Source organism: Bacillus sp. FSL P2-0069 (genome assembly GCF_038593315.1).
GTDB classification, from domain to species: domain Bacteria; phylum Bacillota; class Bacilli; order Bacillales; family Bacillaceae; genus Bacillus; species Bacillus safensis.
In genome coordinates this window covers 2,580,286-2,605,807 of the sequence record NZ_CP151984.1, presented here as the reverse complement: position 1 = coordinate 2,605,807, position 25,522 = coordinate 2,580,286, and the positions used below count along the sequence as shown (strand labels likewise).

Annotated in this window: 25 protein-coding genes and 1 other annotated feature; of the genes, 15 read left to right on the top strand and 10 right to left on the bottom strand. The window is 41.3% G+C overall.

Going from position 1 to position 25,522, the window contains the following annotated elements; genetic code table 11:
• The first annotated feature begins 133 nt into the window (after positions 1-133).
• The 6 genes from murC (at position 134) to ccpA (ending at position 5,680) form a co-directional block, all read left to right on the top strand.
• Positions 134-1,432, top strand: coding sequence for a UDP-N-acetylmuramate--L-alanine ligase (murC, locus tag NSQ34_RS13300; RefSeq protein ID WP_025092288.1), 1,299 nt, complete (start codon positions 134-136; stop codon positions 1,430-1,432).
• 223 nt (positions 1,433-1,655) lie between these two features.
• Complete coding sequence (locus tag NSQ34_RS13295; protein ID WP_024424855.1) at positions 1,656-2,075, top strand: DUF948 domain-containing protein; 420 nt, start codon at positions 1,656-1,658, stop codon at positions 2,073-2,075.
• 26 nt (positions 2,076-2,101) lie between these two features.
• Complete coding sequence (locus tag NSQ34_RS13290; RefSeq protein ID WP_034279523.1) at positions 2,102-2,572, top strand: YtxH domain-containing protein; 471 nt, start codon at positions 2,102-2,104, stop codon at positions 2,570-2,572.
• Positions 2,573-2,605: 33 nt separating this feature from the next.
• A complete protein-coding gene (gene ytxJ / locus NSQ34_RS13285; protein WP_342500946.1) occupies positions 2,606-2,929 on the top strand; it encodes a bacillithiol system redox-active protein YtxJ in 324 nt (107 codons plus the stop codon).
• 221 nt (positions 2,930-3,150) lie between these two features.
• On the top strand, positions 3,151-4,227 hold the full coding sequence (locus NSQ34_RS13280; RefSeq protein ID WP_034279528.1) for a bifunctional 3-deoxy-7-phosphoheptulonate synthase/chorismate mutase: 1,077 nt from the start codon (positions 3,151-3,153) through the stop codon (positions 4,225-4,227).
• A 451-nt stretch (positions 4,228-4,678) separates the two neighbouring features.
• Positions 4,679-5,680, top strand: a complete 1,002-nt coding sequence (gene ccpA / locus NSQ34_RS13275) for a catabolite control protein A (protein WP_034279529.1) — start codon at positions 4,679-4,681, stop codon at positions 5,678-5,680.
• A 44-nt stretch (positions 5,681-5,724) separates the two neighbouring features.
• Here the strand turns inward: ccpA and NSQ34_RS13270 are convergent, their stop codons facing one another.
• From NSQ34_RS13270 to NSQ34_RS13260, 3 genes are read right to left on the bottom strand one after another with little or no spacing between them, the layout of a single operon-like run.
• A complete protein-coding gene (locus NSQ34_RS13270) occupies positions 5,725-6,885 on the bottom strand; it encodes an acetoin utilization protein AcuC (protein ID WP_024424850.1) in 1,161 nt (386 codons plus the stop codon).
• Positions 6,882-7,523 carry a CBS and ACT domain-containing protein gene (locus NSQ34_RS13265; RefSeq protein ID WP_034279532.1) on the bottom strand — a complete coding sequence of 214 codons (642 nt, stop codon included), beginning with the start codon at positions 7,521-7,523 and terminating at the stop codon, positions 6,882-6,884. Before NSQ34_RS13265 ends, NSQ34_RS13270 begins: the two co-directional genes overlap by 4 nt.
• A gap of 39 nt (positions 7,524-7,562) precedes the next feature.
• Positions 7,563-8,195: a GNAT family N-acetyltransferase gene (locus NSQ34_RS13260; protein ID WP_034279534.1), complete on the bottom strand. Its 633-nt coding sequence runs from the start codon at positions 8,193-8,195 to the stop codon at positions 7,563-7,565.
• A 155-nt stretch (positions 8,196-8,350) separates the two neighbouring features.
• Between NSQ34_RS13260 and acsA the strand changes: the two genes are divergently transcribed.
• Positions 8,351-10,075: an acetate--CoA ligase gene (acsA, locus tag NSQ34_RS13255; RefSeq protein ID WP_025092287.1), complete on the top strand. Its 1,725-nt coding sequence runs from the start codon at positions 8,351-8,353 to the stop codon at positions 10,073-10,075.
• A gap of 59 nt (positions 10,076-10,134) precedes the next feature.
• Positions 10,135-10,366: a binding site (T-box leader), on the top strand.
• Positions 10,367-10,418: 52 nt separating this feature from the next.
• Complete coding sequence (tyrS, locus tag NSQ34_RS13250) at positions 10,419-11,687, top strand: tyrosine--tRNA ligase (RefSeq protein ID WP_034279538.1); 1,269 nt, start codon at positions 10,419-10,421, stop codon at positions 11,685-11,687.
• 83 nt (positions 11,688-11,770) lie between these two features.
• Here tyrS and NSQ34_RS13245 read toward each other — a convergent pair whose 3' ends face one another.
• Positions 11,771-12,127 carry an antibiotic biosynthesis monooxygenase gene (locus NSQ34_RS13245; protein ID WP_268417669.1) on the bottom strand — a complete coding sequence of 119 codons (357 nt, stop codon included), beginning with the start codon at positions 12,125-12,127 and terminating at the stop codon, positions 11,771-11,773.
• A gap of 208 nt (positions 12,128-12,335) precedes the next feature.
• Between NSQ34_RS13245 and NSQ34_RS13240 the strand changes: the two genes are divergently transcribed.
• Together NSQ34_RS13240 and NSQ34_RS13235 are read left to right on the top strand one after the other, a co-directional pair.
• Complete coding sequence (locus tag NSQ34_RS13240) at positions 12,336-12,977, top strand: triacylglycerol lipase (protein ID WP_152031913.1); 642 nt, start codon at positions 12,336-12,338, stop codon at positions 12,975-12,977.
• Between the two features lie 196 nt (positions 12,978-13,173).
• Positions 13,174-13,740 carry a cysteine hydrolase family protein gene (locus NSQ34_RS13235; RefSeq protein WP_268417675.1) on the top strand — a complete coding sequence of 189 codons (567 nt, stop codon included), beginning with the start codon at positions 13,174-13,176 and terminating at the stop codon, positions 13,738-13,740.
• A 44-nt stretch (positions 13,741-13,784) separates the two neighbouring features.
• Here the strand turns inward: NSQ34_RS13235 and NSQ34_RS13230 are convergent, their stop codons facing one another.
• The 3 genes from NSQ34_RS13230 to NSQ34_RS13220 all read right to left on the bottom strand — a co-directional run bounded on the left by NSQ34_RS13230 (position 13,785) and on the right by NSQ34_RS13220 (position 16,039).
• The gene (locus tag NSQ34_RS13230) at positions 13,785-14,339 is read right to left on the bottom strand and encodes a hypothetical protein (protein WP_268417679.1); all 555 of its coding nucleotides are present in this window, start codon (positions 14,337-14,339) and stop codon (positions 13,785-13,787) included.
• Between the two features lie 296 nt (positions 14,340-14,635).
• Positions 14,636-15,238: a 30S ribosomal protein S4 gene (gene rpsD, locus NSQ34_RS13225; RefSeq protein WP_024424838.1), complete on the bottom strand. Its 603-nt coding sequence runs from the start codon at positions 15,236-15,238 to the stop codon at positions 14,636-14,638.
• A 303-nt stretch (positions 15,239-15,541) separates the two neighbouring features.
• Positions 15,542-16,039 (bottom strand): GAF domain-containing protein, encoded by a 498-nt coding sequence (locus tag NSQ34_RS13220; RefSeq protein ID WP_061109481.1) that lies wholly within the window; start codon positions 16,037-16,039, stop codon positions 15,542-15,544.
• Between the two features lie 126 nt (positions 16,040-16,165).
• On the opposite strand from NSQ34_RS13220, the gene refZ reads away from it, so the two are divergent.
• On the top strand, positions 16,166-16,831 hold the full coding sequence (gene refZ / locus NSQ34_RS13215) for a forespore capture DNA-binding protein RefZ (protein ID WP_024426169.1): 666 nt from the start codon (positions 16,166-16,168) through the stop codon (positions 16,829-16,831).
• Here the strand turns inward: refZ and hisJ are convergent.
• The gene (gene hisJ, locus NSQ34_RS13210; protein WP_034279551.1) at positions 16,801-17,616 is read right to left on the bottom strand and encodes a histidinol-phosphatase HisJ; all 816 of its coding nucleotides are present in this window, start codon (positions 17,614-17,616) and stop codon (positions 16,801-16,803) included. The genes refZ and hisJ overlap by 31 nt on opposite strands.
• 341 nt (positions 17,617-17,957) lie before the next feature.
• Between hisJ and ezrA the strand changes: the two genes are divergently transcribed.
• Entirely contained in the window at positions 17,958-19,661 is a 1,704-nt protein-coding gene (gene ezrA, locus NSQ34_RS13205) for a septation ring formation regulator EzrA (protein WP_176966872.1), read from the top strand.
• A 41-nt stretch (positions 19,662-19,702) separates the two neighbouring features.
• Here ezrA and brnQ (NSQ34_RS13200) read toward each other — a convergent pair whose 3' ends face one another.
• Positions 19,703-21,046 (bottom strand): branched-chain amino acid transport system II carrier protein, encoded by a 1,344-nt coding sequence (gene brnQ, locus NSQ34_RS13200; RefSeq protein WP_176966873.1) that lies wholly within the window; start codon positions 21,044-21,046, stop codon positions 19,703-19,705.
• Positions 21,047-21,261: 215 nt separating this feature from the next.
• Positions 21,262-22,602 carry a branched-chain amino acid transport system II carrier protein gene (gene brnQ, locus NSQ34_RS13195; RefSeq protein ID WP_111926311.1) on the bottom strand — a complete coding sequence of 447 codons (1,341 nt, stop codon included), beginning with the start codon at positions 22,600-22,602 and terminating at the stop codon, positions 21,262-21,264.
• A 186-nt stretch (positions 22,603-22,788) separates the two neighbouring features.
• Here brnQ (NSQ34_RS13195) and NSQ34_RS13190 point away from each other — a divergent pair, with 186 nt between their 5' ends.
• The 3 genes from NSQ34_RS13190 (at position 22,789) to NSQ34_RS13180 (ending at position 25,443) form a co-directional block, all read left to right on the top strand.
• A complete protein-coding gene (locus NSQ34_RS13190) occupies positions 22,789-23,931 on the top strand; it encodes a cysteine desulfurase family protein (RefSeq protein WP_144496311.1) in 1,143 nt (380 codons plus the stop codon).
• A gap of 4 nt (positions 23,932-23,935) precedes the next feature.
• On the top strand, positions 23,936-25,141 hold the full coding sequence (gene thiI, locus NSQ34_RS13185) for a tRNA uracil 4-sulfurtransferase ThiI (RefSeq protein ID WP_034279564.1): 1,206 nt from the start codon (positions 23,936-23,938) through the stop codon (positions 25,139-25,141).
• 89 nt (positions 25,142-25,230) lie between these two features.
• Complete coding sequence (locus tag NSQ34_RS13180; RefSeq protein ID WP_024424829.1) at positions 25,231-25,443, top strand: alpha/beta-type small acid-soluble spore protein; 213 nt, start codon at positions 25,231-25,233, stop codon at positions 25,441-25,443.
• The last annotated feature ends 79 nt before the right edge of the window (positions 25,444-25,522 follow it).

The following is a 25,522-nucleotide window of genomic DNA, read 5'->3' as shown; positions in this document are numbered from 1 at the left end:
AGAATAGGAAGATCGGAAAAAATCTTTATTTGGAGCTGCGATCTGTGATCAGCTAGAGGCAAAATCACAAGTTGCAAATTGAAATGAGCGTCATATACTGTAAGTCAGATAGACGTTTGTTGGAGGTACAATTATGACTGTTTATCATTTTGTTGGAATAAAAGGGACAGGTATGAGTCCACTGGCCCAAATTCTTCATGATACTGGGTATACTGTCCAAGGATCGGATATCGAAAAACATATCTTTACACAAAAAGCATTAGAAGAACGAAATATTAAAATTCTACCATTTGACCCAGATAATATTCAGCCAGGGATGACGGTCATCGCAGGAAATGCATTCCCTGATACACACCCTGAGATTGAACGCGCCCTTTCTGAAGGGATTCCTGTCATTCGTTACCATAAATTCCTTGGAGAATACATGGATTCATTCACAAACGTTGCGATTACTGGTGCTCATGGCAAAACATCGACAACAGGACTGCTTGCTCACGTCATGCAGGCAGCCAAACCTACTTCGTACTTAATCGGTGATGGATCTGGAATGGGGAAAGAAAACAGCGAGTATTTTGTTTTTGAAGCATGCGAATACCGCAGACACTTCCTCAGCTATCATCCAGATTATGCGATCATGACCAATATTGATTTTGATCATCCTGATTATTTCTCGGATATTGATGACGTGTTTGATGCGTTTCAAAACATGGCGCTTCAAGTGAAAAAAGCCATTATTGCCTGCGGTGATGATGAGCATCTGCCAAAGATTCAAGCGAAGGTACCTGTTGTGTACTACGGTTTCAACGAAGAAAATGATTTCCAAGCACGCAATGTTGTGAAAAATACGGAAGGTACCACATTTGATGTATTTGTACGCAATACGTTTTATGATACCTTCTACATTCCTGCCTACGGAAATCATAATGTCCTCAACTCGTTAGCTGTCATTGCATTATGTCACTATGAGTCCATTGATGTAGAGCTTATCAAAGGCGCATTAACGACATTTGGCGGTGTGAAACGACGCTTTAATGAAAAAGTGGTCGGTGAGCAGGTCTTAATTGACGATTATGCACATCATCCAACTGAAATTGAAGTCACGATTGAAGCAGCTCGCCAAAAATATCCGGACCGTGATATTGTGGCTGTCTTCCAGCCGCATACGTTCACACGTACACAGCAATTCTTAAGTGAATTTGCTGACAGTCTAAAGAAAGCCGACTATGTCTACCTTTGTGATATTTTCGGTTCAGCCCGTGAAAACATTGGAAAGCTGAGCATTGAAGATTTACGAGAAAAAATCCCGCAGGCCCAATTAATTGAGGAAGAAGATACATCTGTGCTGAAAACGCACGAAGATGCGATTCTGATCTTTATGGGAGCAGGAGACATTCAGAAGTATTTGCGTGCTTATGAAAAAGTCGCTGTATAAATGCTTTAAAAAAGTGCCGTTTCACACGGCACTTTTTTTATTTTGAATAAAATGTGACAAAAGGGCTAAATGTGTCAATATGCGGCGCTTTTTTTCGTTCGCTGTGGACAGGAATTAGCGAATAAGTGTAGAATTATTATTCAATCGGTCATTCTAGGCGATGTTTGAATGATACAACGAGAGGGTAATGAATTGAATATGCCCGCAGCAAAGGAGGTATCAGATGATTATTATTCTATATCTAAGCGTTGCACTGATCGCAATTGCTTTCCTCATTCTTGTCATCTATTTGTCCAAAACATTAAAATCCTTACAGCTGACATTAAAGAATGTTGCATCAACTTTAGAAGGTCTTGAAGGTCAGATGCAAGGCATCACCACAGAGACAGCACAGTTGCTACATAAGACGAATCAGCTTGCTGAAGATATTCAAGACAAATCAGCAAAACTTAACACAGTTGTGGATGCGGTGCAGGGAATTGGCGGCTCGATCAACCAATTTAATACAAGCATAAAGCAGGCAGCTGGTGCGGTTTCTTCATCCGTTGAAAGAAATCAAGAAAAAGTGACGGATGTGGTAAGCTGGAGTAACGCAGCACTTGAAATTTATAAAAAATGGAAACAGCGTAAACATCAAAAATAAACCATATTCGCATAGGAGGAATAATCATGAGCAAAGACGGAATCAATAGCAAAGACTTTTTGATCGGAACACTTATTGGTGGAATTGTTGGTGCAACAACAGCATTATTTTTAGCACCGAAGTCAGGGAAAGAGCTTCGCGATGATTTGAACACCCAAGCGAATGCGTTAAAAGAAAAAACAGACCGGCTCACAACAGATGCAAAAGAAAAAGGCACTGAATATGTGACGATTGCAAAAGATAAAACGTCTGAATTGTCTCAGCTTGTAGCAGAGCAGTCAAACCAGATTTTAGACAAAGTGAAAGACATAAAAGAGCGTGCGGCTGGAAAAGCTAATCATGTGAAAAATGAAGCAGAAGATGCGGCAGCGGATTTGGCAAGCGAAGCATCTGATGTAGCAGATGAAGCAAAAGTAAGAGCACAAGAAGCAAAATCAGAAATTGAAGACGGCATCAAAGATGTCAAAGAAAAAGTAGAACAATCTACTAAAGGCTAACTCTCACTGCTCAAAGTGAAGAAGGAGAACATCATGTCAAAACAACTCATTGAAACAGAAGAACAGTTTGATCAACTAACGAATCAAGATGGGACCTTTGTCTTTTTTAAGCACAGTTTGACATGTCCAATCAGCAAAGCGGCTTTTCAAGAGTTTGAAGCATTTGCGTCTGAACATGAAGACGTGCCAACGTATTTCTTGCAAATTCAAAACACGAGAGAGCTTTCATCCTACGTGGCTGAAAAATCAGGTGTAAAGCACGAAAGTCCGCAGGCACTCGTCTTTAGCGGTGGAAAAGTAAAATGGCATGCTTCTCACTCAAGTATTACAAAAGAAGCGCTTGAACATAATCTGTAAAAGAAAGAAACGTCAGCAGCGGCTGACGTTTTTTTTATAAAAAAGGTTTACTTGAACGAAAAGTATGCTATAATCTTACATACAATACTTTATCGCTTAAAAGCGTTTGGGTAATAAAGAAAATTTTCGTGACAATTCCGAAATCTTTGTTTATAATAAACCCTATCATGCAAGAATGAAAAAATAAAAAGCGAGAGCAGGCAGAGGAAAGGATGACAAAAATGAGCAACAATGAACTAGAAAAATTGAGGCAGCAAGCAGATGAACTAAATCTTCAAATTCTAAAACTGATCAATGAAAGAGGAAACATTGTCAAAGAAATTGGAAAAGCAAAAGAAGCGCAAGGTGTCAACCGTTATGATCCTGTCAGAGAGCGCACAATGCTGAACCAAATTCTTGAAGAAAATGATGGGCCATTTGAAAACTCAACGATTCAGCATATTTTCAAAGAGATTTTCAAAGCAGGTCTAGAGCTTCAAGAAGATGACCACAGCAAAGCACTTCTTGTTTCTCGTAAGAAAAAGCCAGAAAACACAATCGTGAATATCAATGGGGAAGCGATCGGTGATGGAAAGCAGCGTTTCATCGTAGGACCATGTGCCGTTGAAAGCTACGAGCAAGTCGCAGAAGTAGCGGCAGCAGCGAAACAGCAGGGATTAAAACTACTTCGAGGTGGCGCATTTAAACCTCGCACAAGTCCATACGATTTCCAAGGACTTGGTGTAGACGGTCTAAAGATTCTAAAGCGTGTAGCGGATGAATACGGTCTTGCTGTCATTAGTGAAATTGTCAATCCTGCTCATATTGAAGAAGCGATTGAGCATATCGATGTCATCCAAATTGGGGCACGTAACATGCAAAACTTCGAGCTATTAAAAGAAGCCGGTTCCGTGAAGAAACCAGTTCTTTTAAAACGCGGTCTTGCAGCGACCATTTCAGAATTCATCAATGCAGCTGAATACATCATCGCCCAAGGAAATGATCAAATCATCCTTTGCGAGCGCGGTATCCGCACATACGAAACAGCGACAAGAAATACACTAGATATCTCGGCAGTGCCAATCTTAAAACAAGAGACACATTTACCAGTCTTCGTTGATGTGACGCACTCAACTGGACGTAGAGATCTTCTCCTTCCAACAGCAAAAGCAGCTCTTGCGATTGGAGCAGACGGTGTCATGGCAGAAGTACATCCAGATCCATCTGTTGCACTGTCTGACTCAGCGCAGCAAATGGACATTCCACAATTCGAAAAATGGTTAGATGCGTTAAGACCACTTGTGAATATTCACGCGTAATCATAGATAGAAATAGCCGCCGGATAACTGCCCGGCGGTTTTTTGATGGAGAAATACCATGAAGTTTGGGAATGAAAGGAAGAAAGCACATTGCAACCCTAAAAAGTGCTTGTTCACAATGTTTTCATTTTTAAAATTCGATAGAATCTGCTAAGATCATTGTCATAGCTGGCGTTCTCAATGTTTTTTTATGAAATATGATTCAATTTACAGGTAACAAGCTGATTAAAGTTTGTTTAATTTAGTTATAAAAAGAAAGGGAACGTTTTCATATGACAAAAAAACGTGTATAATTTCATAAAAGAATGTCATTTTGATGTAGATTGAAAAATTATGTGTCTCTTTTCATCGTTTTAATGACAAATAGGATATTATTTTCCTCGTATCTGACATGTCTCTATCCAATTGGTGAATGCTATAGATATGAAGTGTATTTGAAGGAGTGATTTATGTGAATAATGTTACAATATATGATGTAGCAAGAGAAGCAAATGTAAGTATGGCAACGGTATCACGCGTAGTTAATGGTAATCCAAACGTAAAACCAACAACAAGAAAAAAGGTGCTTGAAGCGATTGACCGCCTTGGCTATCGTCCGAATGCAGTGGCTCGAGGCCTAGCAAGTAAAAAAACAACGACAGTCGGGGTCATCATCCCTGATATTTCTAGTATCTTCTATTCGGAATTAGCACGCGGTATTGAAGACATCGCTACGATGTATAAATACAACATTATTTTGAGCAACTCAGACCAAAATACAGATAAAGAGCTTCATTTGTTAAATACGATGCTCGGCAAACAAGTAGACGGAATTGTCTTTATGGGCGGAAATATCACAGATGTGCATGTGGAAGAATTTAAGCGCTCTCCTGTACCGATTGTTCTTGCAGCATCTGTTGAAGAGCAGGCTCAAACACCATCCGTCAACATCAACTATGAGCAGGCCATTTATGACTCAGTTCAGCTGTTAGTTGAAAAAGGGCATAAACGAATTGCATTTGTTTCTGGTCCAATGTCAGAACCAATTAATTCCGTGAGAAAGCTTGCAGGTTATAAGCGAGCACTTGAAGAAGCGGGCATAGCGTTTGACGATACGCTCGTTGCTGAAGGCGATTACTCGTATGATTCTGGAATTGAAGCACTTGCTCATCTGCTTGAGCAGTCTGACAAGCCGACAGCTGTTATCGCAGCTACAGATGAAATGGCTCTAGGTGTCATTCATGGAGCACAAGACAGAGGGGTATCTATTCCTGAAGACTTAGAAGTGATTGGCTTTGATAACACAAGACTTTCTCTCATGGTGCGTCCTCAGCTGACAACAGTTGTACAGCCGACATATGATATTGGTGCTGTTGCGATGAGATTGCTCACAAAGCTGATGAACAAAGAACAAGTGGACGATCAAATTGTTGAGCTTCCGCACAGAATTGAAGAAAGACAATCAACAAAATAAAACAAAAAAAGCAGGCTTACCTCATGAGGGAAAGCCTGCTTTTCTTATGCCTTTTTCTTTTCTCTTCTAACAGGCATAAGTGCTTTTTCTACTGTTTGTGCATTTTTTTCTGTGATTTCTGCTTTTCTTGGGATCGGTGGATATAAATCGTCAGGATCTTTCCATGTAGGTGGAAGGGTAACAGGCGATTGCTTATTCCATGCCTGAATCCAGTCCTGAGGGAGCTCATCTGGCGGTGTAATGCCTTTCATCTCAAGCCAAATGCGGCTCCACGCTCTTGGAACGACGCGCCAAATATCATATCCCCCTCCGCCAACAGCGATCCACTTGCCGTCACAATATTGATGTGCAAGCTCATGAGCAAGTCTAGGAATTTCTTCATATATTTTCATGGTGGCAGATAAATGAGTTAACGGGTCATAGTAGTGTGCATCTGCCCCGTTTTGCGTCAAAATCACATCTGGTTTAAAAAAAGCAGCAATCTCAGTCACTGCTGTTCGGTATGCTTCGAGAAACGATTCATCTTCCGTAAATGCATCTAGTGGAATATTATAAGCATAGCCATAGCCTTTATCGTGGCCTCTTTCCTGTACTTGTCCGGTTCCAGGGAATAAGTAGCGTCCCGTTTCATGAATGGACACCGTACATACCTCTGGGTCGTCATAGAAGCTGAACTGGACACCATCGCCGTGATGAGCATCCGTATCAATATATAAAATTCTAGCGCCATATGTCTTTTGAATATATTGAATCGCCACAGAGCTGTCATTATAAATACAAAAGCCAGATGCACGCCCTTTGAATCCGTGGTGAAGCCCGCCGCCGAGATTGAGGGCATGCTGCGAATGACCGAGCATCACTTGGTCAACCGCTGTTAATGTTCCGCCAACAAGGAGAGATGCCGCCTCATGCATGCCTGCGAACATCGGTGTATCTTCAGTGCCAAGACCGTACCGTTCACCCTCTGCCGTAGACAGCTTTCCTTCACTTGCCCGCTGCACAGCCTGGATATAATCTGCTGTATGGACGAGCTTTAATTCCTCCAGAGTAGCCATACGCGGTGCAACGATTTCATCCTCTGTTAACGCCTTCATTTTTTGAAGTAGATCATAAGTTAAGTAGACACGAAGCTGATTGAAGGGATGATCTTGGTTAAATTGGTACGTTTGAAAAGATGGTGAAAAAACAAAGGTCGCTTCCTTCATTTGATCGTCTGCTCCATAGGCCAGAGCACTTTATAGCCTTTTGCGCGAATCAGCTTCGTCACATGATCTGCATGAATGGTTTGAAGGCGGAATACGAGCACTTTAGATGCCTCATTGGCATGCGGGTACACGAGCACACTCAGCATTTGAATATGCTGCTCCTTTAAAATGGCTGTAATATCTGCGAGGCTTTCTGTCATCTGCTCCACTTCAACCTCTAAGTGCGACCCAGGCTGATCTGCACCTGTCAGTCTTACAAACGTACGAAGCAGATCTGTTTTTGTGATAATGCCTACAAGCTTGCCGCGTCTCACCACTGGAAGACAGCCAATTCCGTGCTCAAAAAAGACACTTGATATCTCCTCAACGAAATCAAGCGGGTGAGCAGTGATCGTCTCTAATACCATGATCTCTTCTACTGGCCGCTGAATAAAGAGCTTCCTTTTCTCTGTTTCAAAAATACTTGGACTGGCATTTTTAATATCCCGATCTGTCACCATCCCAATGACAGACCCTTGATCAGATACGATCGGGATATGCCGGATGTGGTGTGCACTCATTTTTTGAATGGCTTCTTCAATCGTATCGGTTTTTCGCAGCGTGATCACATCACGCTCCATAATTTGTTCAATCATCATTGTTTACCAATCCCCTTTGCCAAAAAAACGAATTGAACGTTAATACATAAAACGCTGATGGAAGCGAAGACGATCGAAACGCTCGATCGAATCAGGACTCACATGTTTCCCAATTCTGGCCATTAAACAATTGGCTGGATGTGAGCTGATTTCTGGCTCGTCTGTTGCAAACCAGACAAGACCGCCTGCGTTCATCATTTTCTCCATCATTTTGCGGTACTCCCAAACGTTTTTCTTTGTCCCCTTTAAATCCCAATGCCAGTAATATTCAGTTGTAATGATGATGTAATTCTCCATTTGCTCATCCATCATGCTCACATCAAGCAAATGCTTGCCAAGTGAGCATCCTCTAAATGGAGGAGCGACCTCAATCGCGCCAAGCTCAATTAAATTGTCCATTTTGCCCTCTGACCAGCGCTCAAGTGGATCAGGATACAAATACGTGACATAGCCTACGACAAGCTCATTCGCTCTTGCAATGATAATACGTCCTTCTGGAAGATCTGCTATTTCAACAAGTGCTTGTTTCTGTTCCTCAGGCGTGCGAAATGCCGTTAGTCCTTCATGAAACGTATAGTTCGCAAGCTCTGATGCAGGTACCGGTCCTTCAACCAGGATGGAACCTGTTTCGCGCTCAATGGTTTTTGAATAATAAGTTTTAGGATGCTCCACGTATCCACCGCCCCTAATTCTAGTGAGTCGTCTCTATTCTATCTTAAAACTTGCAATAATTAAAACGGTTTCATCAGAAGTTTTTTAAAAATTGAGAAAAAAAGTCATCTATACTATAATGGTCATTGTAAACGTATGCAAAGGGGGACTGTTTGATGAAATTGGAAACGCTACCATCAGTAAAAGGGGATTATCATTTAAATGATTATGAGCAGGCATACAAAGATTTTTCATGGGAGGAAGCTAGAAAAAACTTCTCCTGGTATGAAACAGGAAAAATAAATGCAGCCTATGAAGCGATTGACAGACATGCGGACTCGTTTCGTCAGAACAAGGTGGCGCTTCACTACAAAGATTCACAGCGGGATGAAAAATATACGTTCAGGGATATGAAAATCAACACAAACAAAGCGGGGAATCTATTCAGAGAAAAGGCACATGTAGAAAAAGGGGATCGCGTGTTTATCTTTATGCCAAGATCACCTGAGCTCTATTTTCTTTTGCTTGGTGCAGTTAAAATTGGAGCGATCGTTGGCCCATTATTTGAGGCATTTATGGAAGGTGCCGTCAAAGACCGTTTAGAAAATAGTGAGGCAAAGGTGATCGTGACAACACCAGATTTGCTTGAGCGAATTCCATTTGCAGAGCTTCCGAAGCTTGAATCTGTCATCATTGTCGGCGGTGAAAACGAAGACGTCGATGGCGTGCGGACAATTCACTATGAAAAGGCGTTTGAGGAGGCAGCAAAGGAGCTTGAGATTGAATGGATGGATGAAAAAGACGGCTTTCTGCTTCATTACACATCAGGATCTACTGGTACGCCAAAAGGTGTGCTTCATGTCCATGGTGCAATGGTCCAGCAAGGTCAGACTGGTAAATGGGTGCTAGACTTGAAAGAAGATGACGTTTACTGGTGTACAGCTGATCCAGGCTGGGTTACAGGCACAGTGTACGGTATTTTTTCACCGTGGTTAAATGGGGCAACGAATGTGATTTTAGGCGGCCGGTTTAATCCTGATACGTGGTATGAAACCATTGAATCACTCGGTGTAACCGTTTGGTACAGTGCCCCGACCGCCTTTAGAATGCTCATGGGGGCAGGGGATGATCTCATTCAAAAATATGACCTCAGCTCGCTCCGCCATGTCTTAAGTGTGGGAGAGCCGCTTAATCCAGAAGTCATCCGCTGGGGAGATGCTGTTTTTGGCAAACGGATTCACGACACTTGGTGGATGACAGAAACCGGAGCACAGCTGATTTGTAATTATCCATGCATGGACATCAAGCCAGGTTCGATGGGAAAACCGATTCCAGGCGTAGAAGCAGCGATTGTTGATAATGCAGGAAATGAACTTCCGCCATACCGGATGGGCAACCTTGCGATTAAAAAAGGCTGGCCTTCTATGATGCATACGATCTGGAACAATCCTGAAAAATATGAATCTTACTTTATGCCGGGAGATTGGTATGTTTCAGGAGATTCAGCTTATATGGACGAAGACGGATACTTTTGGTTCCAGGGACGTGTCGATGATGTCATCATGACGTCAGGAGAGCGGGTCGGTCCATTTGAGGTGGAAAGTAAACTGGTCGAACATCCAGCTATTGCGGAGGCTGGTGTCATTGGAAAGCCAGATCCGGTCCGCGGTGAAATTATTAAAGCATTTATAGCGCTTAGAAGCGGATATGAGCCGACAGATGAGCTGAAAGAAGAGATTCGTACATTTGTGAAAAAAGGACTCGCAGCACATGCGGCACCGCGAGAAATTGAGTTCAAAGACAAACTGCCGAAAACGAGAAGCGGAAAAATTATGAGACGTGTGCTAAAGGCGTGGGAGCTGAATTTACCTGCTGGCGACCTTTCGACAATGGAAGATTAAATTTTTTCATCAGTTGACTTGATATCAAAAGTGTGTTAAAAATGACATTAGTTGAATATGAAAAGGTTTTGACTGAGATTCAGTAGAATGATCTTTCCCTGTTGAAGAGAGCTGACGGCTGGTGCGAGTCAGTACAAAGAGATATTCGAATTACCCTCACGAACCGCTTTTACGAAAAGGAGCATGCCCTGATTAGTGAAAGAACGGATCTGTCCGTTATCAGTGTAAGTGAAAAGACGAGATTTTTTGTCTTTTAAGCAGGGTGGTACCGCGATATATATCGTCCCTTCGTTCATTCGAAGGGGCGTTTTTTTGTTGAATTGTAAAAAAAGGAGATTTGGAAATGAGTCAATTGATGGAAGAGCTATCGTTCAGAGGATTAATCCAGCAGCAAACAGATGAAGAAGGTTTAACAAAATTATTAGCAGAAGAAAAAATCAAACTATACTCCGGCTTTGATCCGACAGCTGACAGCTTACACATTGGTCATCTATTGCCAATTTTAACATTACGCAGATTCCAAGAAGCAGGTCATCATCCGATTGCTCTTGTTGGCGGCGCAACTGGACTAATCGGCGACCCTAGCTTCAAAAAAGCGGAACGTTCACTCAACCCAGCAGAAATCGTCGAACAGTGGTCAGAAAAAATCAAAGGACAGCTGTCTCAATTTCTTGATTTTGAAGCAGGCGAGAATCCAGCCGTCATCGTGAATAACTACGACTGGATCAGCCAAATGAATGTCATCACGTTCCTTCGTGATATTGGAAAGAACTTCGGTGTAAACTTCATGCTGGCAAAAGATATCGTGAGCTCACGTATCGAAACAGGGATTTCTTACACAGAATTCAGCTACGTCATCCTGCAGTCTTTAGACTTCTTAAACCTTTACAGAAATGAAAATTGTAAGCTGCAAATCGGCGGTAGTGACCAGTGGGGAAATATCACATCTGGACTTGAGCTGATCCGTAAGTCTGAAGCAGAAGGGGCAAAAGCATTTGGTCTGACGATGCCGCTTGTCACAAAAGCAGACGGCACAAAGTTTGGTAAAACAGAAGGCGGCGCCATCTGGTTAGATAAAGAAAAAACGTCTCCATATGAGTTCTACCAATTCTGGATCAACACAGATGACCGTGATGTCGTGAAATACTTAAAATACTTTACGTTCTTATCAAAAGAAGAGATCGCATCGTACGAAGAAAAAGTGAAAACAGCACCTGAAAAGCGTGAAGCGCAGCGCCGTCTAGCAGAGGAAGTGACAACACTTGTACATGGCCGTGAATCACTAGAACAGGCTGTTAACATCTCAAATGCACTATTCAAAGGTGAGATCAAATCTCTTACAGCTGAAGAAGTGAAAGTAGGCTTTAAGGATGTTCCATCAATGGAGAAAAGCAGCACAGAAGAATTAACACTAGTCGATATCCTTGTGGAATCAAAGCTGTCTCCATCAAAGCGTCAAGCACGTGAAGATATCACAAATGGTGCTGTCTCCATCAACGGAGAGAGACAAACAGATAAAGATTATGTTCTTTCCGCTGACGACCGAATTGAAAACCAATTTACCGTTTTAAGAAGAGGGAAAAAGAAATACTTCCTCGTGACGTATAAATAAAGTATGAAACAGTAAGCATCATGGAAAAGCACCTCAAATGTTCGTATACATTGAAGTGCTTTTCTTTTTTATGTAGAAGTAGCTCATTCGTCTGCTTCTTGTTCAAGGAGAGAATCTTTGTTTGTATAAGCATGTTCTACCTTACAAATTCGGGTTGTATAGGATTCATACCAATCTTTTTTCCCCTTTTTTTGAACACGCTGATGTGCTGTATGTGCTTTCCATTCTTTGATGGCTTCTAATGAATCCCAGTAAGAGACAGTGATTCCAACACCATATTCATCTCGTACACTTTCCATTCCAAGAAACCCATCTAGATCTTTCGCTAATTCTTCCATTTTTTGAGCAGCAGCAGCGTATTCTTTCTGCTCGACATTTGTTCGTTTTGATGTGAAAATCGCGGCGTAGTAGGGTGGTGCAGGTGTTTGAGTAAAAAGCATCTAGTAGAACCTCCTTTTGTCTATTGACATTATATATGAAAGAAAGTGGGTCTCGTAGTCTTTTTGTTTTAATTTAAAAAAGTCCAAGGTGCTTTTTGATTATTTATATTTTTGTAAAATCATCTCATAAACATTACCTTGTTCACTTTTCTGACATATTTTTCTTGTATAAAATAGAGTCGTATAAGATGAATAAGGGGGAATGAAAGTGATTTTTGTTAAGAAAAGGAGTTTGCAAATTCTCATTGCGCTTGCATTGGTGATTGGTTCAATGGCGTTTATCCAGCCGAAAGAGGCGAAGGCGGCTGAGCATAATCCGGTTGTGATGGTGCACGGCATTGGCGGTGCCTCTTATAACTTTTTTTCTATTAAAAGTTATTTGGCCACACAAGGCTGGGATCGAAACCAATTATATGCTATTGATTTCATAGACAAAACAGGAAATAACCGCAACAATGGTCCGCGTCTATCGAGATTCGTCAAAGATGTGTTAGACAAAACGGGTGCCAAAAAAGTAGATATTGTGGCTCATAGTATGGGCGGAGCGAACACGCTATACTATATCAAGAATCTAGATGGCGGCGATAAAATTGAGAACGTTGTCACAATTGGTGGAGCAAACGGACTCGTTTCAAGCAGAGCATTACCAGGCACAGATCCAAATCAAAAAATTCTTTACACATCCGTCTATAGCTCAGCAGATCTTATTGTCGTCAACAGCCTCTCTCGTTTAATTGGCGCAAGAAACATCCTGATCCATGGCGTTGGTCATATCGGTCTATTAACCTCAAGCCAAGTGAAAGGGTATATTAAAGAAGGACTGAACGGCGGAGGACAAAATACGAATTAAAAAACGAAAAAAGACAGCGGCATATGCTGTCTTTTTTGATGTCAGCTGGCATATGGCAGCTAGAGATATTGAAAAGGGTGGCAAAATGATGATACAGAAACAGACCATCGTACATAGCTGAATAAAAACATGTACAAAACGATCGCCATTCCTTACACTACATGTAGTGAATGTGAATATTCGGAGGTGGGCGTTTGTGAAAACGAATCAAAAGGCTTTCATCATTGTAGATGTACAAAAAGCGTTCGAGCATGAAAAATGGGGAGAACGCAATAACCTAGAGGCAGAGGAGAATATTAGCCGGCTATTAACGTTTTGGCGAGAGAAAGGCTGGAAAGTGATTCATATTCAGCATACATCCGACAATCCGGACTCTGTATTTCATCCAGCAAATGAAGGGCACCTTTTCAAAGATATGGCTAAACCGCTAGAGGAAGAAATGGTGATACAAAAGAAAGTCAACAGCAGCTTTATTGGTACTAACTTAGAGGAACATCTAAGATCAAACCAGATTGACACGGTCGTCATTGCAGGATTAACAACCCCTCACTGCGTATCAACAACCACAAGAATGAGCGGAAATCTTGGCTTTGATACGTATCTGATCTCAGATGCAACAGCCGCCTTTGGACTAACAGATCAAAATGGTACATATTTTGACCCAGAAACGATCCACCGGCTCTCACTTGCAACCCTGCATGATGAATTTGCGACTGTCATGACAACAGAGCAGCTCATCGCAAAATGGACAAGTCAAGAATAAAAGTTTGAAAGCTCCTAGAAAGAGATCTAGGAGCTTTTTTCATGCTAAGTATATGTGTCCAGCGATTGTTTTCGTTGTTTCTTACGTGAGTAAACGAGATCAATTTCAATAAATAAAAAACTGACAAAGAATGATAAAATCAATACGCCGTAATCCCCTATCGATACATTCATTAAATTTAAGTAAAGGACATACTTGATAGAGAGATGTAAAACGATCCAAGAACTAACCCATTCCAAAGCATAAGTGAGCCATATAGGAAGTTTAAGGAGATAAGCCAGTCCTTTTCCTATGAATAGAAGGACAGGTGACCAAAAAACGACGATAACACTCACTAACAAAGAGAAAGAGATCAAAGAAAAAAACGAATCATACGTGATGGTTTCTCCAAAAAGAAAATTCACGCCTAGAACAGTGATGTATAGCAATAGACTTGGAACCGCGATCACAAAGCAGATAGAAAAAAAGAGCAGAAAGATAAACAGACTTGCAGCAAATCTATTGGGCGGCTCATCGATAATCTGTTTTTTTCTTAGAAGAGAATAGGCAATCACTGATAAGGTTAAAAGTAAGAATAGAATGATCGTGATACTATACATGGAACTCCTCCATCTAAGTACTATAGAAGACCATACGACTGATGTGTCATCTATCATGATTGTACCAATAGATAAAAGGCACTTCAATGAAATGTTTCCTATATTTGTATATAAAAATAGAGACAGGTTTGATTGAAGTAAGAATGGAGCAGGCAGCCGGGGAAAATAAGTGTTGAAAATGGAAGATGACTTCAAATGATTTCATGTATAATTGAGAACATACAACAAACCCTAGAAATCCTTGAACAATCAAGGGATCTAGGGTTTGTTTGCTCTCTCTTAGAGAAGTAATGAAATTAACGAGAGTAGAACTCAACGATTAGTTGTTCGCTGATTTCAGGCGCTAATTCAGAACGCTCTGGAAGACGAGTGAAAGTTCCTTCAAGCTTTTCAGCATCGAAAGAAAGGTATTCAGGAACGAAGTTGTTTACTTCAACTGATTCTTTCACTACTGCAAGGTTTTGAGATTTCTCACGAAGAGCAATCGTTTGACCTGGTTTCACAGAGAAAGATGGGATGTCTACACGGCTTCCATCAACAAGGATGTGACCATGGTTTACTAGCTGACGAGCTTGGCGGCGAGTACGAGCAAGGCCAAGACGGTATACTAGGTTGTCAAGGCGAGTTTCAAGAAGAATCATGAAGTTTTCACCTTGTTTACCAGGAAGTTTAGCAGCTTTGTCATATAGTGTACGGAATTGACGTTCGTTGACACCGTACATGTGACGAAGCTTTTGTTTCTCTTGTAATTGTAAACCGTATTCAGATAGTTTTTTGCGTTGTCCTGGACCATGTGGGCCTGGAGCGTAAGGGCGTTTTTCAAGTTCCTTACCTGTTCCGCTTAATGAAATGCCTAAACGGCGGGAAATCTTCCAACTTGGACCTGTATAGCGAGCCATAATGTGACTCCTCCTTATTGTTTTTATTTGTGAAAAATAAAAACCGTCTGTTCTTCCTCTTTTTCGTCATTATGTTTTCATGCATCCTCGCTCCAGCAGCAGGGAGTTACAAGATGCACCTTCATAATATAGAAGGAACAAAATGATACAAAAAAGCCGAACAAAAAGGCTGCCATATTTCACACAAACTCTATTATATGACGCTGGGTAGGAGAAGTCAACCTATTTAGAGGCAGAGGTGACGTTCTCCATTATATAAAGAAACATAAAAAAGCAGACAATGTGCCTGCTTTTTCTGCATGATTACGCATCCGTAGAGACGGATAACGCCTGTTGGAGAATTTCTGTAAATTGAATAAGGTAGGACTCATCTACTTCACTGAAGCGGTCTTTCACAGGGCTGTCAATATCGAGCACCCCAATGATCTGTCCATTGACCTTGAGCGGAATGACTATTTCAGATTGCGATGCGGCATCACAGGCAATATGTCCAGGGAATGCATGGACATCAGCGATACGCTGCACTTCACCTGTCGCAAACGCTGTACCGCAAACGCCTTTTCCAGAAGGGATGCGCACACATGCAGGCAGTCCGTTAAATGGTCCAAGCACAAGCTCGCCGCCCTTTGCTAAATAAAACCCTGCCCAATTGACTTCAGGAAGTGAGTGATAGAGCAGCGCAGCTGCATTTGCCAAGTTGGCAATCAGATCAGGTTCACCATCTGTAATGGCTTCTACCTGTTTGACAAGCAATTGATAGTCTTTTGAAGGATCGCCAGACTGTTTTTCGACATGAAACATGAAAATCTCCTACTTTCTATCTTAAAAATACATAACTTGCGTCTCGCATGTGGGATTTGTCGAGCAATTGTAAAAGGAACTTCCGCCTTCATCTTGAAGTATGTACACATGAAGAGGGGTGAGCGGATGAAAACATCAACAACCGTGCAAACAAAAGACCGTATTATGGATGCTGCCATCAGACTTTTTAACCAAAAAGGATTTTCTGGAACCTCTGTCCGTGAGATTGCGAAGGAAGCAAACGTCAACGTTGCCCACATTTCTTATTACTTTCAAGGAAAAGGAGGGCTGCTTGAGCAGCTCGTATCCGATTTTTATGAAGGTTACATTCACATGATTGAATCACATCTCCATCACATGGAAACCCGTCATGCAAAAGAATGCTTACTACATGTGGTTTTTGATATTTTATCTTATCAGCACAAGCACCGTCAATTAACCCGTTTCGTTTATCGGGAGGTGACGATTGATTCGACACTCATCAGAGAAATCATGTCGACATATTTAACAAAAGAAAAGTATTTGTTTCAGCTTATCATTGAAAAAGGAAAAAGCACCCATGTCATTTGTGAGCAGCTTTCACTCGCATCCTTTATGATTCAGCTAAAATCACTTCTCATGATGCCATATTTACAGCCGCAATATTTAACAGAGGTGCTTTATTTGAACCCAAGTGAGCCGTATTTCTATCAAATGTACTTTAAGGAGCTGAGCCGCTCGCTTCATTATCTGTTAGAACCAAAAGAGCCGGCACTAGATTCTCATCTGAACCTCATGATGTCCTCGAATTGATCATACGCATATCCGAGATCTTCCGCTTGATGGGCATCAGAGCCGAATATGAGCGGAATTTTTTTCTTTTTTGCAAGGTCTATCATCCATTGATCTAAATAGATACTTCTGGCATATGTTTTACGAAGACCTGATGTATTAAAATCTAAGGACATGCCTTTTTTTGCCGTTTCTTCAAGGCAAAGGGTGACCTTTTGACAAAGTTCAGGTGACATTTCATATGGAAAAAGCTGTTTGAATTTCTGGACAAGGGTGATATGACCGATTCTCTTTGGCTTATATTGGCCTAAAGATGATAGAATAGAAGAATGAATTTGGTCATAGTAGCTTTGATAGACCTGTTCGATGCTGCCATAGATGCTTATTAGCTGCTGGAAGGCATGCTCGTCAAAATCAAGGCAAATATAATCATCGCCAGCAGGAAGAAAGTGAACAGATAAAATGGCGTCGTCTAGTTCCGGACCGTAGCAGTCTAAAAAGGTTCTTGTTTCCTCTTCATACTCTTTGATAAAGTCAACCTCAAGCCCAGTTTTTACTATTAATTGTCCTTTGTATTCTTGTTTCAGCTGAGCCAGTTTCGTTATATACGCTTCAAGGTCTTGGAGCTTCATGGCACTATCCTGCTCAGGTGTTGGATCTTGAAACGATGGAGGCAGCGGGGCATGCTCGGTAAAGGTTATGGAATCAAATCCCTTTTTAATGGCTTTTTCAATATAAGAATGAAAAGAATCAAGCGAACCGTGCGGGCAAAACGGTGTATGTAGATGTGCATCTTGTTTCAGCATGTCGTCACCTCTTGTCGATATTTTGAAAAACGTGATGTTTATCAGCGAAAATAATGAAAAATCATGACCAAAAATGCTGGTTACATGGTATCATAATAACAATGAAAACGACAGCTTCCGCATACATAAAAGCAGGTCACATTGATACGTGTGATCAAATGATAGAAAGCGCACAAATACTTTCTTGAAAAAACATACATAAAACCGTGAATGGATGGTATTGGAAAACATACGATCCTGCTTATAAAAAAACAAATGCAAAGCGGACACGAAAGGGTTCTCAGGTCTACTCGGGACACTTTTACCCTGACATCACTTAGATCACAACAAGGGGGCTCATTATGGAGTTAATCATCGGTTTAATTGTCATTTTGCTTGCTTTGTTTTCAGTCGGTTATTTTCTGCGAAAAAATATATATAAAGAGATTGACCGATTGGAAGCATGGAAAATTGAAATTTTAAACAGATCAATTGTAGAAGAAATTTCAAAGATCAAACATTTAAAAATGACCGGAGAAACAGAGCAATTTTTTGAAAGATGGCGTGCAGAGTGGGACGATATCGTCACAGCCCATCTTCCAAAGGTAGAGGAGCTATTATATGATGCAGAAGAGTATTCTGATAAATATCGATTCTCCAAAGCCAAGCAGGTTCTTACGCACATTGAGGACTTGCTGAGTGCTGCTGATTCGAACATTGAAGACATTTTAAAAGAGATTGCAGACCTTGTCACAAGCGAGGAGCAAAATCGCAGGGACATTGAAAAGGTCAAAGAACAATATCAAACAGTTCGAAAAAATCTGCTTGCGTACAGCCATTTATACGGCACCCTTTATGACAAAATGGAGCAGGACTTAGATGAGGCCTGGGAAGGGATCAAGCAGTACGAAGAAGAGACAGAAAACGGCAACTATATGAAAGCAAGAAAGATTTTGCTTGAGCAAGACCGCAGACTCGACCAGCTTCAGCTGTATATCAATGATGTACCGAAGCTCATTGCAGACTGCAAACAAACCGTACCAGGCCAGCTGACGAAGCTGAAAGACGGATATAAAGAAATGACAGACAAAGGCTACAAGCTGGAACACATTCAAATGACAAAAGAGCTGGAGAACTTAAACAAACAGCTGACCCGTGCGGAAAAACTACTGATTGATGAACTCAATCTGGAAGAAGCATCAAGCATTTTGCAAATGATTGATGATGCCATTCAGACGCTGTATGATCAGCTGGAAGCGGAAGTAGAAGCAGGTCAGGAAATCAAAAGTAAAATGCCTGAGCTGACGGAAGCATTTGAAAAGCTCGAGCAGGATCACACCCAAACAAAGGCAGAAACAGCTCTTGTAAAAGAAAGCTACAAACTGACAGCCGGAGAGCTTGATCAACAGAAGGCGTTCGAAAAACGCTTAGAAGAAATTGAAAAGCTCATGAAACAAATTCGCGAGAAGCTTGATCGTGACCATGTCGCATATTCATTATTAATGAATGAAATCAATCAGCTTGAGACCTTTATCGATGATGCAAAAGCATTGCATGATACATTTAAGGATCATCTTCAATCATTAAGAAAAGAAGAGCTGCAAGCGAGAGAAACGCTGGCTGAGCTCAAAACGATGCTGACAGATACAGTGCGTCAGCTGCAAAAAAGCAATATTCCAGGTATACCTGCTGATATGAAAGAGCAGGCTGAAAAAGCGCAGGAGATGATTCAGCAAGTGCACGAGCAGCTGGAGAACCTGCCGCTCAACATGCCAGCTGTGAATGGGCAATTAAAAGAAGCGTCCAACACAGTGAGACATGTTGTGAATGAGACGGAAGAAATGCTCACTAAAGTGGATCAAATTGAACGAATCATTCAATATGGCAATCGTTTTAGAAGCCAAAATCATATTCTTTCAGAACAACTAAAAGAGGCAGAGCGAAGATTTTATGCGTACGATTATAATGGTTCATTTGATGTAGCAGCAGCAGCTGTTGAAAAAGCATCACCTGGAGCCGTTCAGAAGCTATTAGCTCAGCACGAAAAAGAATATCAGCATCAATAAAAAAGCTGAAGTCCATTGATAGGACTTCAGCTTTTTTTGTATTATGATGCCTGTTTCTGGCGTTCTTCTGAAGTAGAAGAAGTGAAAAGTGAGATCACGAACCCAATGGCGACCCCAAGTATCGCAGGGACAAGCCAGCCAATGCCAAGGTCATAAAAAGGCAGCACTGTTTGGAAAATGTCTTTTACTGGACCGATTGGAAGCTTTGCTGCTGCTAAGCCGTCAAATAAGCTGATGCACCCTGTTAAAATTAACGAGAGGACATATACTGGTCTTCTATGTCCAAGCCATTTATCAGCAAGTGATAGAACGATGATCACAATCGCCAGCGGATAAATCGCTGTTAAGACTGGAACAGAGAAAGCAACAATATGAGCAAGTCCAAAGTTAGAAATGATGAAACTAAATAATGTAACAAGTGTCACGACCATTTTATAAGAAAGTTTAGGAAGTAACTTTGAGAAATACTCTCCGCATGATGTGACAAGACCGATACTTGTTGTTAAACAAGCGACTGTGATGGCAGCACCTAACACAATATTTCCTAGACTGCCGAAAAGGAACTGAGAAGACTGAGCTAAGATTTTGCTTCCATCTCCAACGAATCCAATGGCATGTGTACTAGAAGCGCCTAGATACGCAAGCGACAGGTAAACGAAGGTTAATCCAGCAGCTGCAATCAAACCCGCTTTGATACAAGCAGAAGCCAGTGCCTTTTTGCTTGTCACACCGCGTCCTTTAATCGCGTTGATGACAACAATTCCAAATACAATAGAAGCAAGAGCATCCATCGTTTTATAGCCCTCTAAAAATCCTTTGAAAAACGATCCGTTGCTATAAGATACATCTGGTGTACCAATCACGCCCATCGGCGTCAAAATGGCTTTTACAATGATAATAAAAATAATCGTAAATTTAATCGGTGTTAAAATTTTACCTACACGATCCACGATTTTCGTTGGATTTAAAGCAAGGTAATACGTAATACCAAAAAAGACGAGTGTAAATAAAAGCAGAGACAGCCAAGCTGGTACGCTTGATAAAAATGGTAATGCGCCAATCTCATACGAAACCGTTCCTGTACGCGGAATAGCGAAAAGCGGTCCAATGGATAAATATAAAATGACGGTGAATGCTGTTCCAAACACTGGGTGAGCCTTATCTGCAAGTCCTTTTGCATCACGCCCTGTTAAAGCAATTGCAATAATCCCGAGTAGAGGTAAACCGACACCTGTTAATAAAAATCCGCCCATTGCTTTCCATACATTTGTTCCGGCATATTGCCCAAGCTCTGGTGGATAAATCATATTTCCGGCGCCGAAGAATAAAGCAAATAACATAAAACCTATAATAATCGTATCTTTCGTCGACAATGTTGCCTTCATTGAATATAAAGCCTCCAATATTATGTTGAAATATTCTGTTAATTAGCTGCTAAAACGGTTCTTCATTAACATTCACTAATTATAAAGGATGTACGCCTGATGTCAACATGTGTTTTCATACAAAAGTCATGAATTTTTCTATTTTAGTATATGAAGAACATAAAAAAACATCCCTTTCTCTTATGGAAAGGGATGTTTTTAGTTTTGATGCTTGATTAAGCAGGCTGTTTAGGTGGACTCGTAAACAAAGAAATAAGAAGACCAATAATGGCTCCAAGTACGGCAGGGATGGCCCAGCCGATCCCAAGTTTGTATAAAGGAACAGTAGCTTCTAAAATTTTATTTAATCCGCCAAGAGGAATCTTCGCTGCCACTAACCCGTCGATTACGGCAAAGATACCTGTAAAAATGAGTGAAGCGATATAAATAATCCGTCTTCCGTTGATCCAGCGATCAAGAAAAGATAAGAGAATGATCACGATGGCTAACGGATAAATCGCAACAAGAACCGGAACAGAGAGCGAAATAATTTGTGCCAGTCCAAGGTTTGCTACAACTGTACTGAATAAAGATACAACTAAAACAACTGTACGATAAGAAAAGCGTGGAAATAGTGAAGAGAAATATTCCCCGCAGGATGAAACCAGTCCAATACTTGTGGTCAAACATGCAAATAAAATCGCAGCCCCTAGCACAATATTACCAGCAGAACCAAATAAAAAGTTCGCCGCAAGCGAAAGGAGTTTTCCGCCTTCATTTGCCCCGACCATGCCTGTAGCCTCAGGACTTGACGCTCCGACATAAGCGAGTGATATGTACACAAGAGCTAGTCCAGCAGCTGCGACAAGCCCAGCTTTAATACAGGCTGCGGCAATCGATTTACGATCTGTCATACCGCGCTCTTTCACAGCCGTGACAACGACAATTCCGAAAACGATCGAAGCAAGAGCATCCATCGTTTTGTAGCCTTCTAAAAAGCCGGTAAACAGCGGGCTTCCTTCATAGGTTGGATGCGGACTGCCAATTCCACCCATTGGTGTCGCGATCGCTTTGATCACAATTAAAGCAATGACAGCGAGTAAAATTGGTGTTAAAATTTTACCGATTCGGTCAACGAGTTTCGATGGATTTAAAGCAAGAGCATAAGTAATGCCGAAAAAAGCAATCGAAAACAAGAATAATGGAATCCATGATTCAGACTGCGCTTCAGTCAGAAACGGCGCCAGCCCAATTTCATAAGAAACCGTTCCAGTACGTGGGATCGCAAAGAAAGGCCCAATGGATAAATATAAAATGACGGTGAAAATGGTACCGAATGTTGGATGAGCTTTGTCAGCAAGCCCTTTTGCACCAGTTCCTGTCAGGGCAACGGCGATGACACCTAAGAGCGGAAGTCCAACTCCTGTCAGTAAAAATCCACCGATCGCAAGCCATACGTTTTCACCTGCGTACTGTCCAAGTACAGGAGGGAATATCATATTGCCTGCGCCGAAAAAGAGTGCAAACAACATTAAGCCGATGGCTAATGTGTCTGTTTGACTTAACTTATTATTCATAAGGTTATCCCCCTATTATTTTATTTTTCCGCCATGTTTAAATATTCTGTCAATTTAGGAAAAAATATGACAATGGCACTATGCATGATATAGTGAATTGATGAGGTTGTCAATATACCGCTTTATATTGAAATAAAAGGAATTCGGATCATATTAGTTAAACGCAAGAGGATAAGGAGTTTCGCCATGATGTATCTTGATAATAGTGCAACCACAAAACCGTACCCTGAGGTTTTACAAGTATATCAGCAAGTGAGTGAACGTTATTTTGGAAATCCATCTTCGCTTCATCAGCTCGGAATTGATGCAAGCCGGCTGTTAAATGAAACGAGAAAACAAATGCTTCACTACACGGGCTTGAAACAATATAAGATTATTTTTACTTCTGGTGCAACAGAAGCGAATAACATTGCCATTAAAGGGGCAGCACTTGCCAAAATGAACCGGGGCAAGCATATTGTGACCACAGAAATAGAGCATCCTTCTGTTATTGAATCGTTTGAACAGCTGAAGGCGTTATTTGGCTTTGACATCTCCTATATTCAAGTAAATGAGCATGGCCATGCAGATATGACTCATTTAAAAGAAGTGCTTCGCCCTGATACAGTGCTTGTCAGCATGATGCACGTCAATAACGAAACCGGTGCCATCCAGCCAATTGAAGAAGCTGCTGGCATTATTCGCGAGCATGCCGAAAACGCACTTTTTCATGTCGACGGGGTGCAGGGAATGTGCAAGGTGGCACTCAATAAACAGCTGGATGTAGACATTTTGACAATGTCAGGCCATAAAATTCATGGTTTAAAAGGCACTGGAGCACTCTTTTTAAAGAAAGATGTCACTCTCGCCCCTTTCATTACTGGGGGAGAGCAGGAATTAGGGCTTCGTTCAGGTACTGAAAACCCTGCTGGAGCTGTCAGCTTAGCAAAAGCCATGAAACAATCATTTGAACAGCTTGACAAGTATCATGATGAGATGCTGAACTTAAAAACGCAGCTGCAAAAACAGCTTGGAGACATAGAAGGTATTGTGATGAACACACCGCAGGCGCTAAGTGCGCCGCACATTGTGAATTTTTCAGTGCCGGGTATTCAAATTGAGGTCCTCCTCCATATGCTTGAAAAAGAAGGCATATATGTTTCTACAACCTCTGCCTGCTCAGCTAAGAAAAAAGAGCCAAGCCGTGTCCTGCTGGCAATGGGAAAACCAGAGGAAGTAGCCAAAAGCAGTATGAGAATCAGCTTAACGTATGGACAAGGACCAGAGCTAACGCCGCAAATCATCACATCGATCGCACAAAGTGTGAAAAAATTAAAAGGAATGAGATAACAGCATGAAATATGATCATATTTTAGTCCGTTTTGGTGAGATCTCAACAAAAGGGAAGAATAGAAAGAAATTTATTGAAAAACTAAGACAGCACATTCGATTCGTCTTAAAGGATTTTGAAGCATTAAAGGTTGCATCTGATAGAGACCGCATCACGATTATGCTGAACGGAGAAGACCCTGAACCAATTTCAGAACAGCTCAAAAGTGTATTTGGCATTCAGAGTTTTAGTCTTGCGGTTAAATGTGAGACGAATCTAGATGCGATTAAAGAAGCGGCACTAACAGCGGTACAGGAAGTGTATGAACAAGGAAATACATTTAAAGTCTCAACGAAACGCTCTTATAAACAATTTGAACTTGATTCAAATGAAATGAACCGTGAAATTGGCGGACATGTTCTAAGGAATACGGAAAACTTAACGGTCAATGTGAAACAGCCGGATGTGCATTTACGCATAGAAATCAGAGAGAACGCAACGTACATTACATTTAAAGATGTTAAAGGTGCAGGCGGCCTGCCGGTCGGTTCTAGCGGAAGAGCGATGCTCATGCTTTCCGGCGGCTTTGACAGCCCGGTTGCCGGCTATCAAGCAATGAAACGCGGAATTGAAATTGAAGCTGTGCATTTCTTTAGTCCGCCGTATACAAGTGAACGTGCCAAACAAAAGGTCATTGATCTTGCAGAATGCCTGGCAGCATATGGAGGCGAAGTGAAGCTTCACATCGTACCTTTTACAAAAATTCAAGAGCTGATTCATAAACAAGTACCTGAAAACTATACGATGACATCAACAAGAAGAATGATGCTGAAAATAGCTGACAAAATAAGAGAAAAGCGCGATGCCCTTGCGATTATTACCGGAGAAAGCCTTGGTCAAGTGGCAAGTCAGACACTTGAAAGCATGTATGCCATTAACCATGTGACCAATACACCAATCATCCGCCCGCTCATTGCTGTCGATAAAAATGACATTATTGATGAAGCGAGAAGAATTGGCACATACGATACAAGCATTCAGCCTTTCGAGGATTGCTGTACGATCTTTACGCCGCCGTCCCCTAAAACAAAACCAAAGCTTGAGAAGGTAGAACGCTACGAAAGCTTTGCTGATTTCGAGCCGATGCTGGACGAGGCAGTAGAGCAAATTGAAACAATTATTGTGACAAATGAAAAGAAAGCGGCAGACGAATTCGCTGATTTATTCTAAAACGAAAATTTCATAATAATTACCATAAAATCAATGGCATGAAGTCATGTGTTTCTACACATTCTATATTCACAAGGAGGTGAGAACACATGGCTCAACAAAACAGACAAAGCAGTTCTAACCAATTACTAGTACCAGGCGCTGCACAAGCTATCGACCAAATGAAGTACGAAATCGCTTCTGAATTTGGTGTAAACCTTGGTGCAGAAACTACATCTCGCGCTAACGGATCAGTTGGTGGAGAAATCACTAAGCGTCTTGTATCTTACGCTCAACAACATATGGGTGGCGGATCTTTCTAAGACACACAATTTAAAAGCTATGGCTTATGAGCGGGATCCTTCCCGCTCTTTTCTTTTTGTACATATAAATAGTTAGAAT

What these genes read in the sequence shown, in the direction of transcription:
- NSQ34_RS13270 (WP_024424850.1), bottom strand. Translation starts at nt 6,885, where the DNA reads ATGAAGGAAGCGACCTTTGTTTTTTCACCATCTTTTCAAACGTACCAA.
- NSQ34_RS13180 (WP_024424829.1), top strand. Translation starts at nt 25,231, where the DNA reads ATGGCTCAACAAAACAGACAAAGCAGTTCTAACCAATTACTAGTACCA.
- NSQ34_RS13190 (WP_144496311.1), top strand. Translation starts at nt 22,789, where the DNA reads ATGATGTATCTTGATAATAGTGCAACCACAAAACCGTACCCTGAGGTT.
- murC (WP_025092288.1), top strand. Translation starts at nt 134, where the DNA reads ATGACTGTTTATCATTTTGTTGGAATAAAAGGGACAGGTATGAGTCCA.
- NSQ34_RS13220 (WP_061109481.1), bottom strand. Translation starts at nt 16,039, where the DNA reads ATGTTTCATGTCGAAAAACAGTCTGGCGATCCTTCAAAAGACTATCAA.
- tyrS (WP_034279538.1), top strand. Translation starts at nt 10,419, where the DNA reads ATGAGTCAATTGATGGAAGAGCTATCGTTCAGAGGATTAATCCAGCAG.
- NSQ34_RS13245 (WP_268417669.1), bottom strand. Translation starts at nt 12,127, where the DNA reads ATGCTTTTTACTCAAACACCTGCACCACCCTACTACGCCGCGATTTTC.
- acsA (WP_025092287.1), top strand. Translation starts at nt 8,351, where the DNA reads ATGAAATTGGAAACGCTACCATCAGTAAAAGGGGATTATCATTTAAAT.
- hisJ (WP_034279551.1), bottom strand. Translation starts at nt 17,616, where the DNA reads ATGCTGAAACAAGATGCACATCTACATACACCGTTTTGCCCGCACGGT.
- NSQ34_RS13290 (WP_034279523.1), top strand. Translation starts at nt 2,102, where the DNA reads ATGAGCAAAGACGGAATCAATAGCAAAGACTTTTTGATCGGAACACTT.
- NSQ34_RS13280 (WP_034279528.1), top strand. Translation starts at nt 3,151, where the DNA reads ATGAGCAACAATGAACTAGAAAAATTGAGGCAGCAAGCAGATGAACTA.
- brnQ (WP_111926311.1), bottom strand. Translation starts at nt 22,602, where the DNA reads ATGAATAATAAGTTAAGTCAAACAGACACATTAGCCATCGGCTTAATG.
- NSQ34_RS13230 (WP_268417679.1), bottom strand. Translation starts at nt 14,339, where the DNA reads ATGTATAGTATCACGATCATTCTATTCTTACTTTTAACCTTATCAGTG.
- NSQ34_RS13265 (WP_034279532.1), bottom strand. Translation starts at nt 7,523, where the DNA reads ATGATGATTGAACAAATTATGGAGCGTGATGTGATCACGCTGCGAAAA.
- ezrA (WP_176966872.1), top strand. Translation starts at nt 17,958, where the DNA reads ATGGAGTTAATCATCGGTTTAATTGTCATTTTGCTTGCTTTGTTTTCA.
- brnQ (WP_176966873.1), bottom strand. Translation starts at nt 21,046, where the DNA reads ATGAAGGCAACATTGTCGACGAAAGATACGATTATTATAGGTTTTATG.
- NSQ34_RS13295 (WP_024424855.1), top strand. Translation starts at nt 1,656, where the DNA reads ATGATTATTATTCTATATCTAAGCGTTGCACTGATCGCAATTGCTTTC.
- refZ (WP_024426169.1), top strand. Translation starts at nt 16,166, where the DNA reads ATGAAAACATCAACAACCGTGCAAACAAAAGACCGTATTATGGATGCT.
- thiI (WP_034279564.1), top strand. Translation starts at nt 23,936, where the DNA reads ATGAAATATGATCATATTTTAGTCCGTTTTGGTGAGATCTCAACAAAA.
- ytxJ (WP_342500946.1), top strand. Translation starts at nt 2,606, where the DNA reads ATGTCAAAACAACTCATTGAAACAGAAGAACAGTTTGATCAACTAACG.
- rpsD (WP_024424838.1), bottom strand. Translation starts at nt 15,238, where the DNA reads ATGGCTCGCTATACAGGTCCAAGTTGGAAGATTTCCCGCCGTTTAGGC.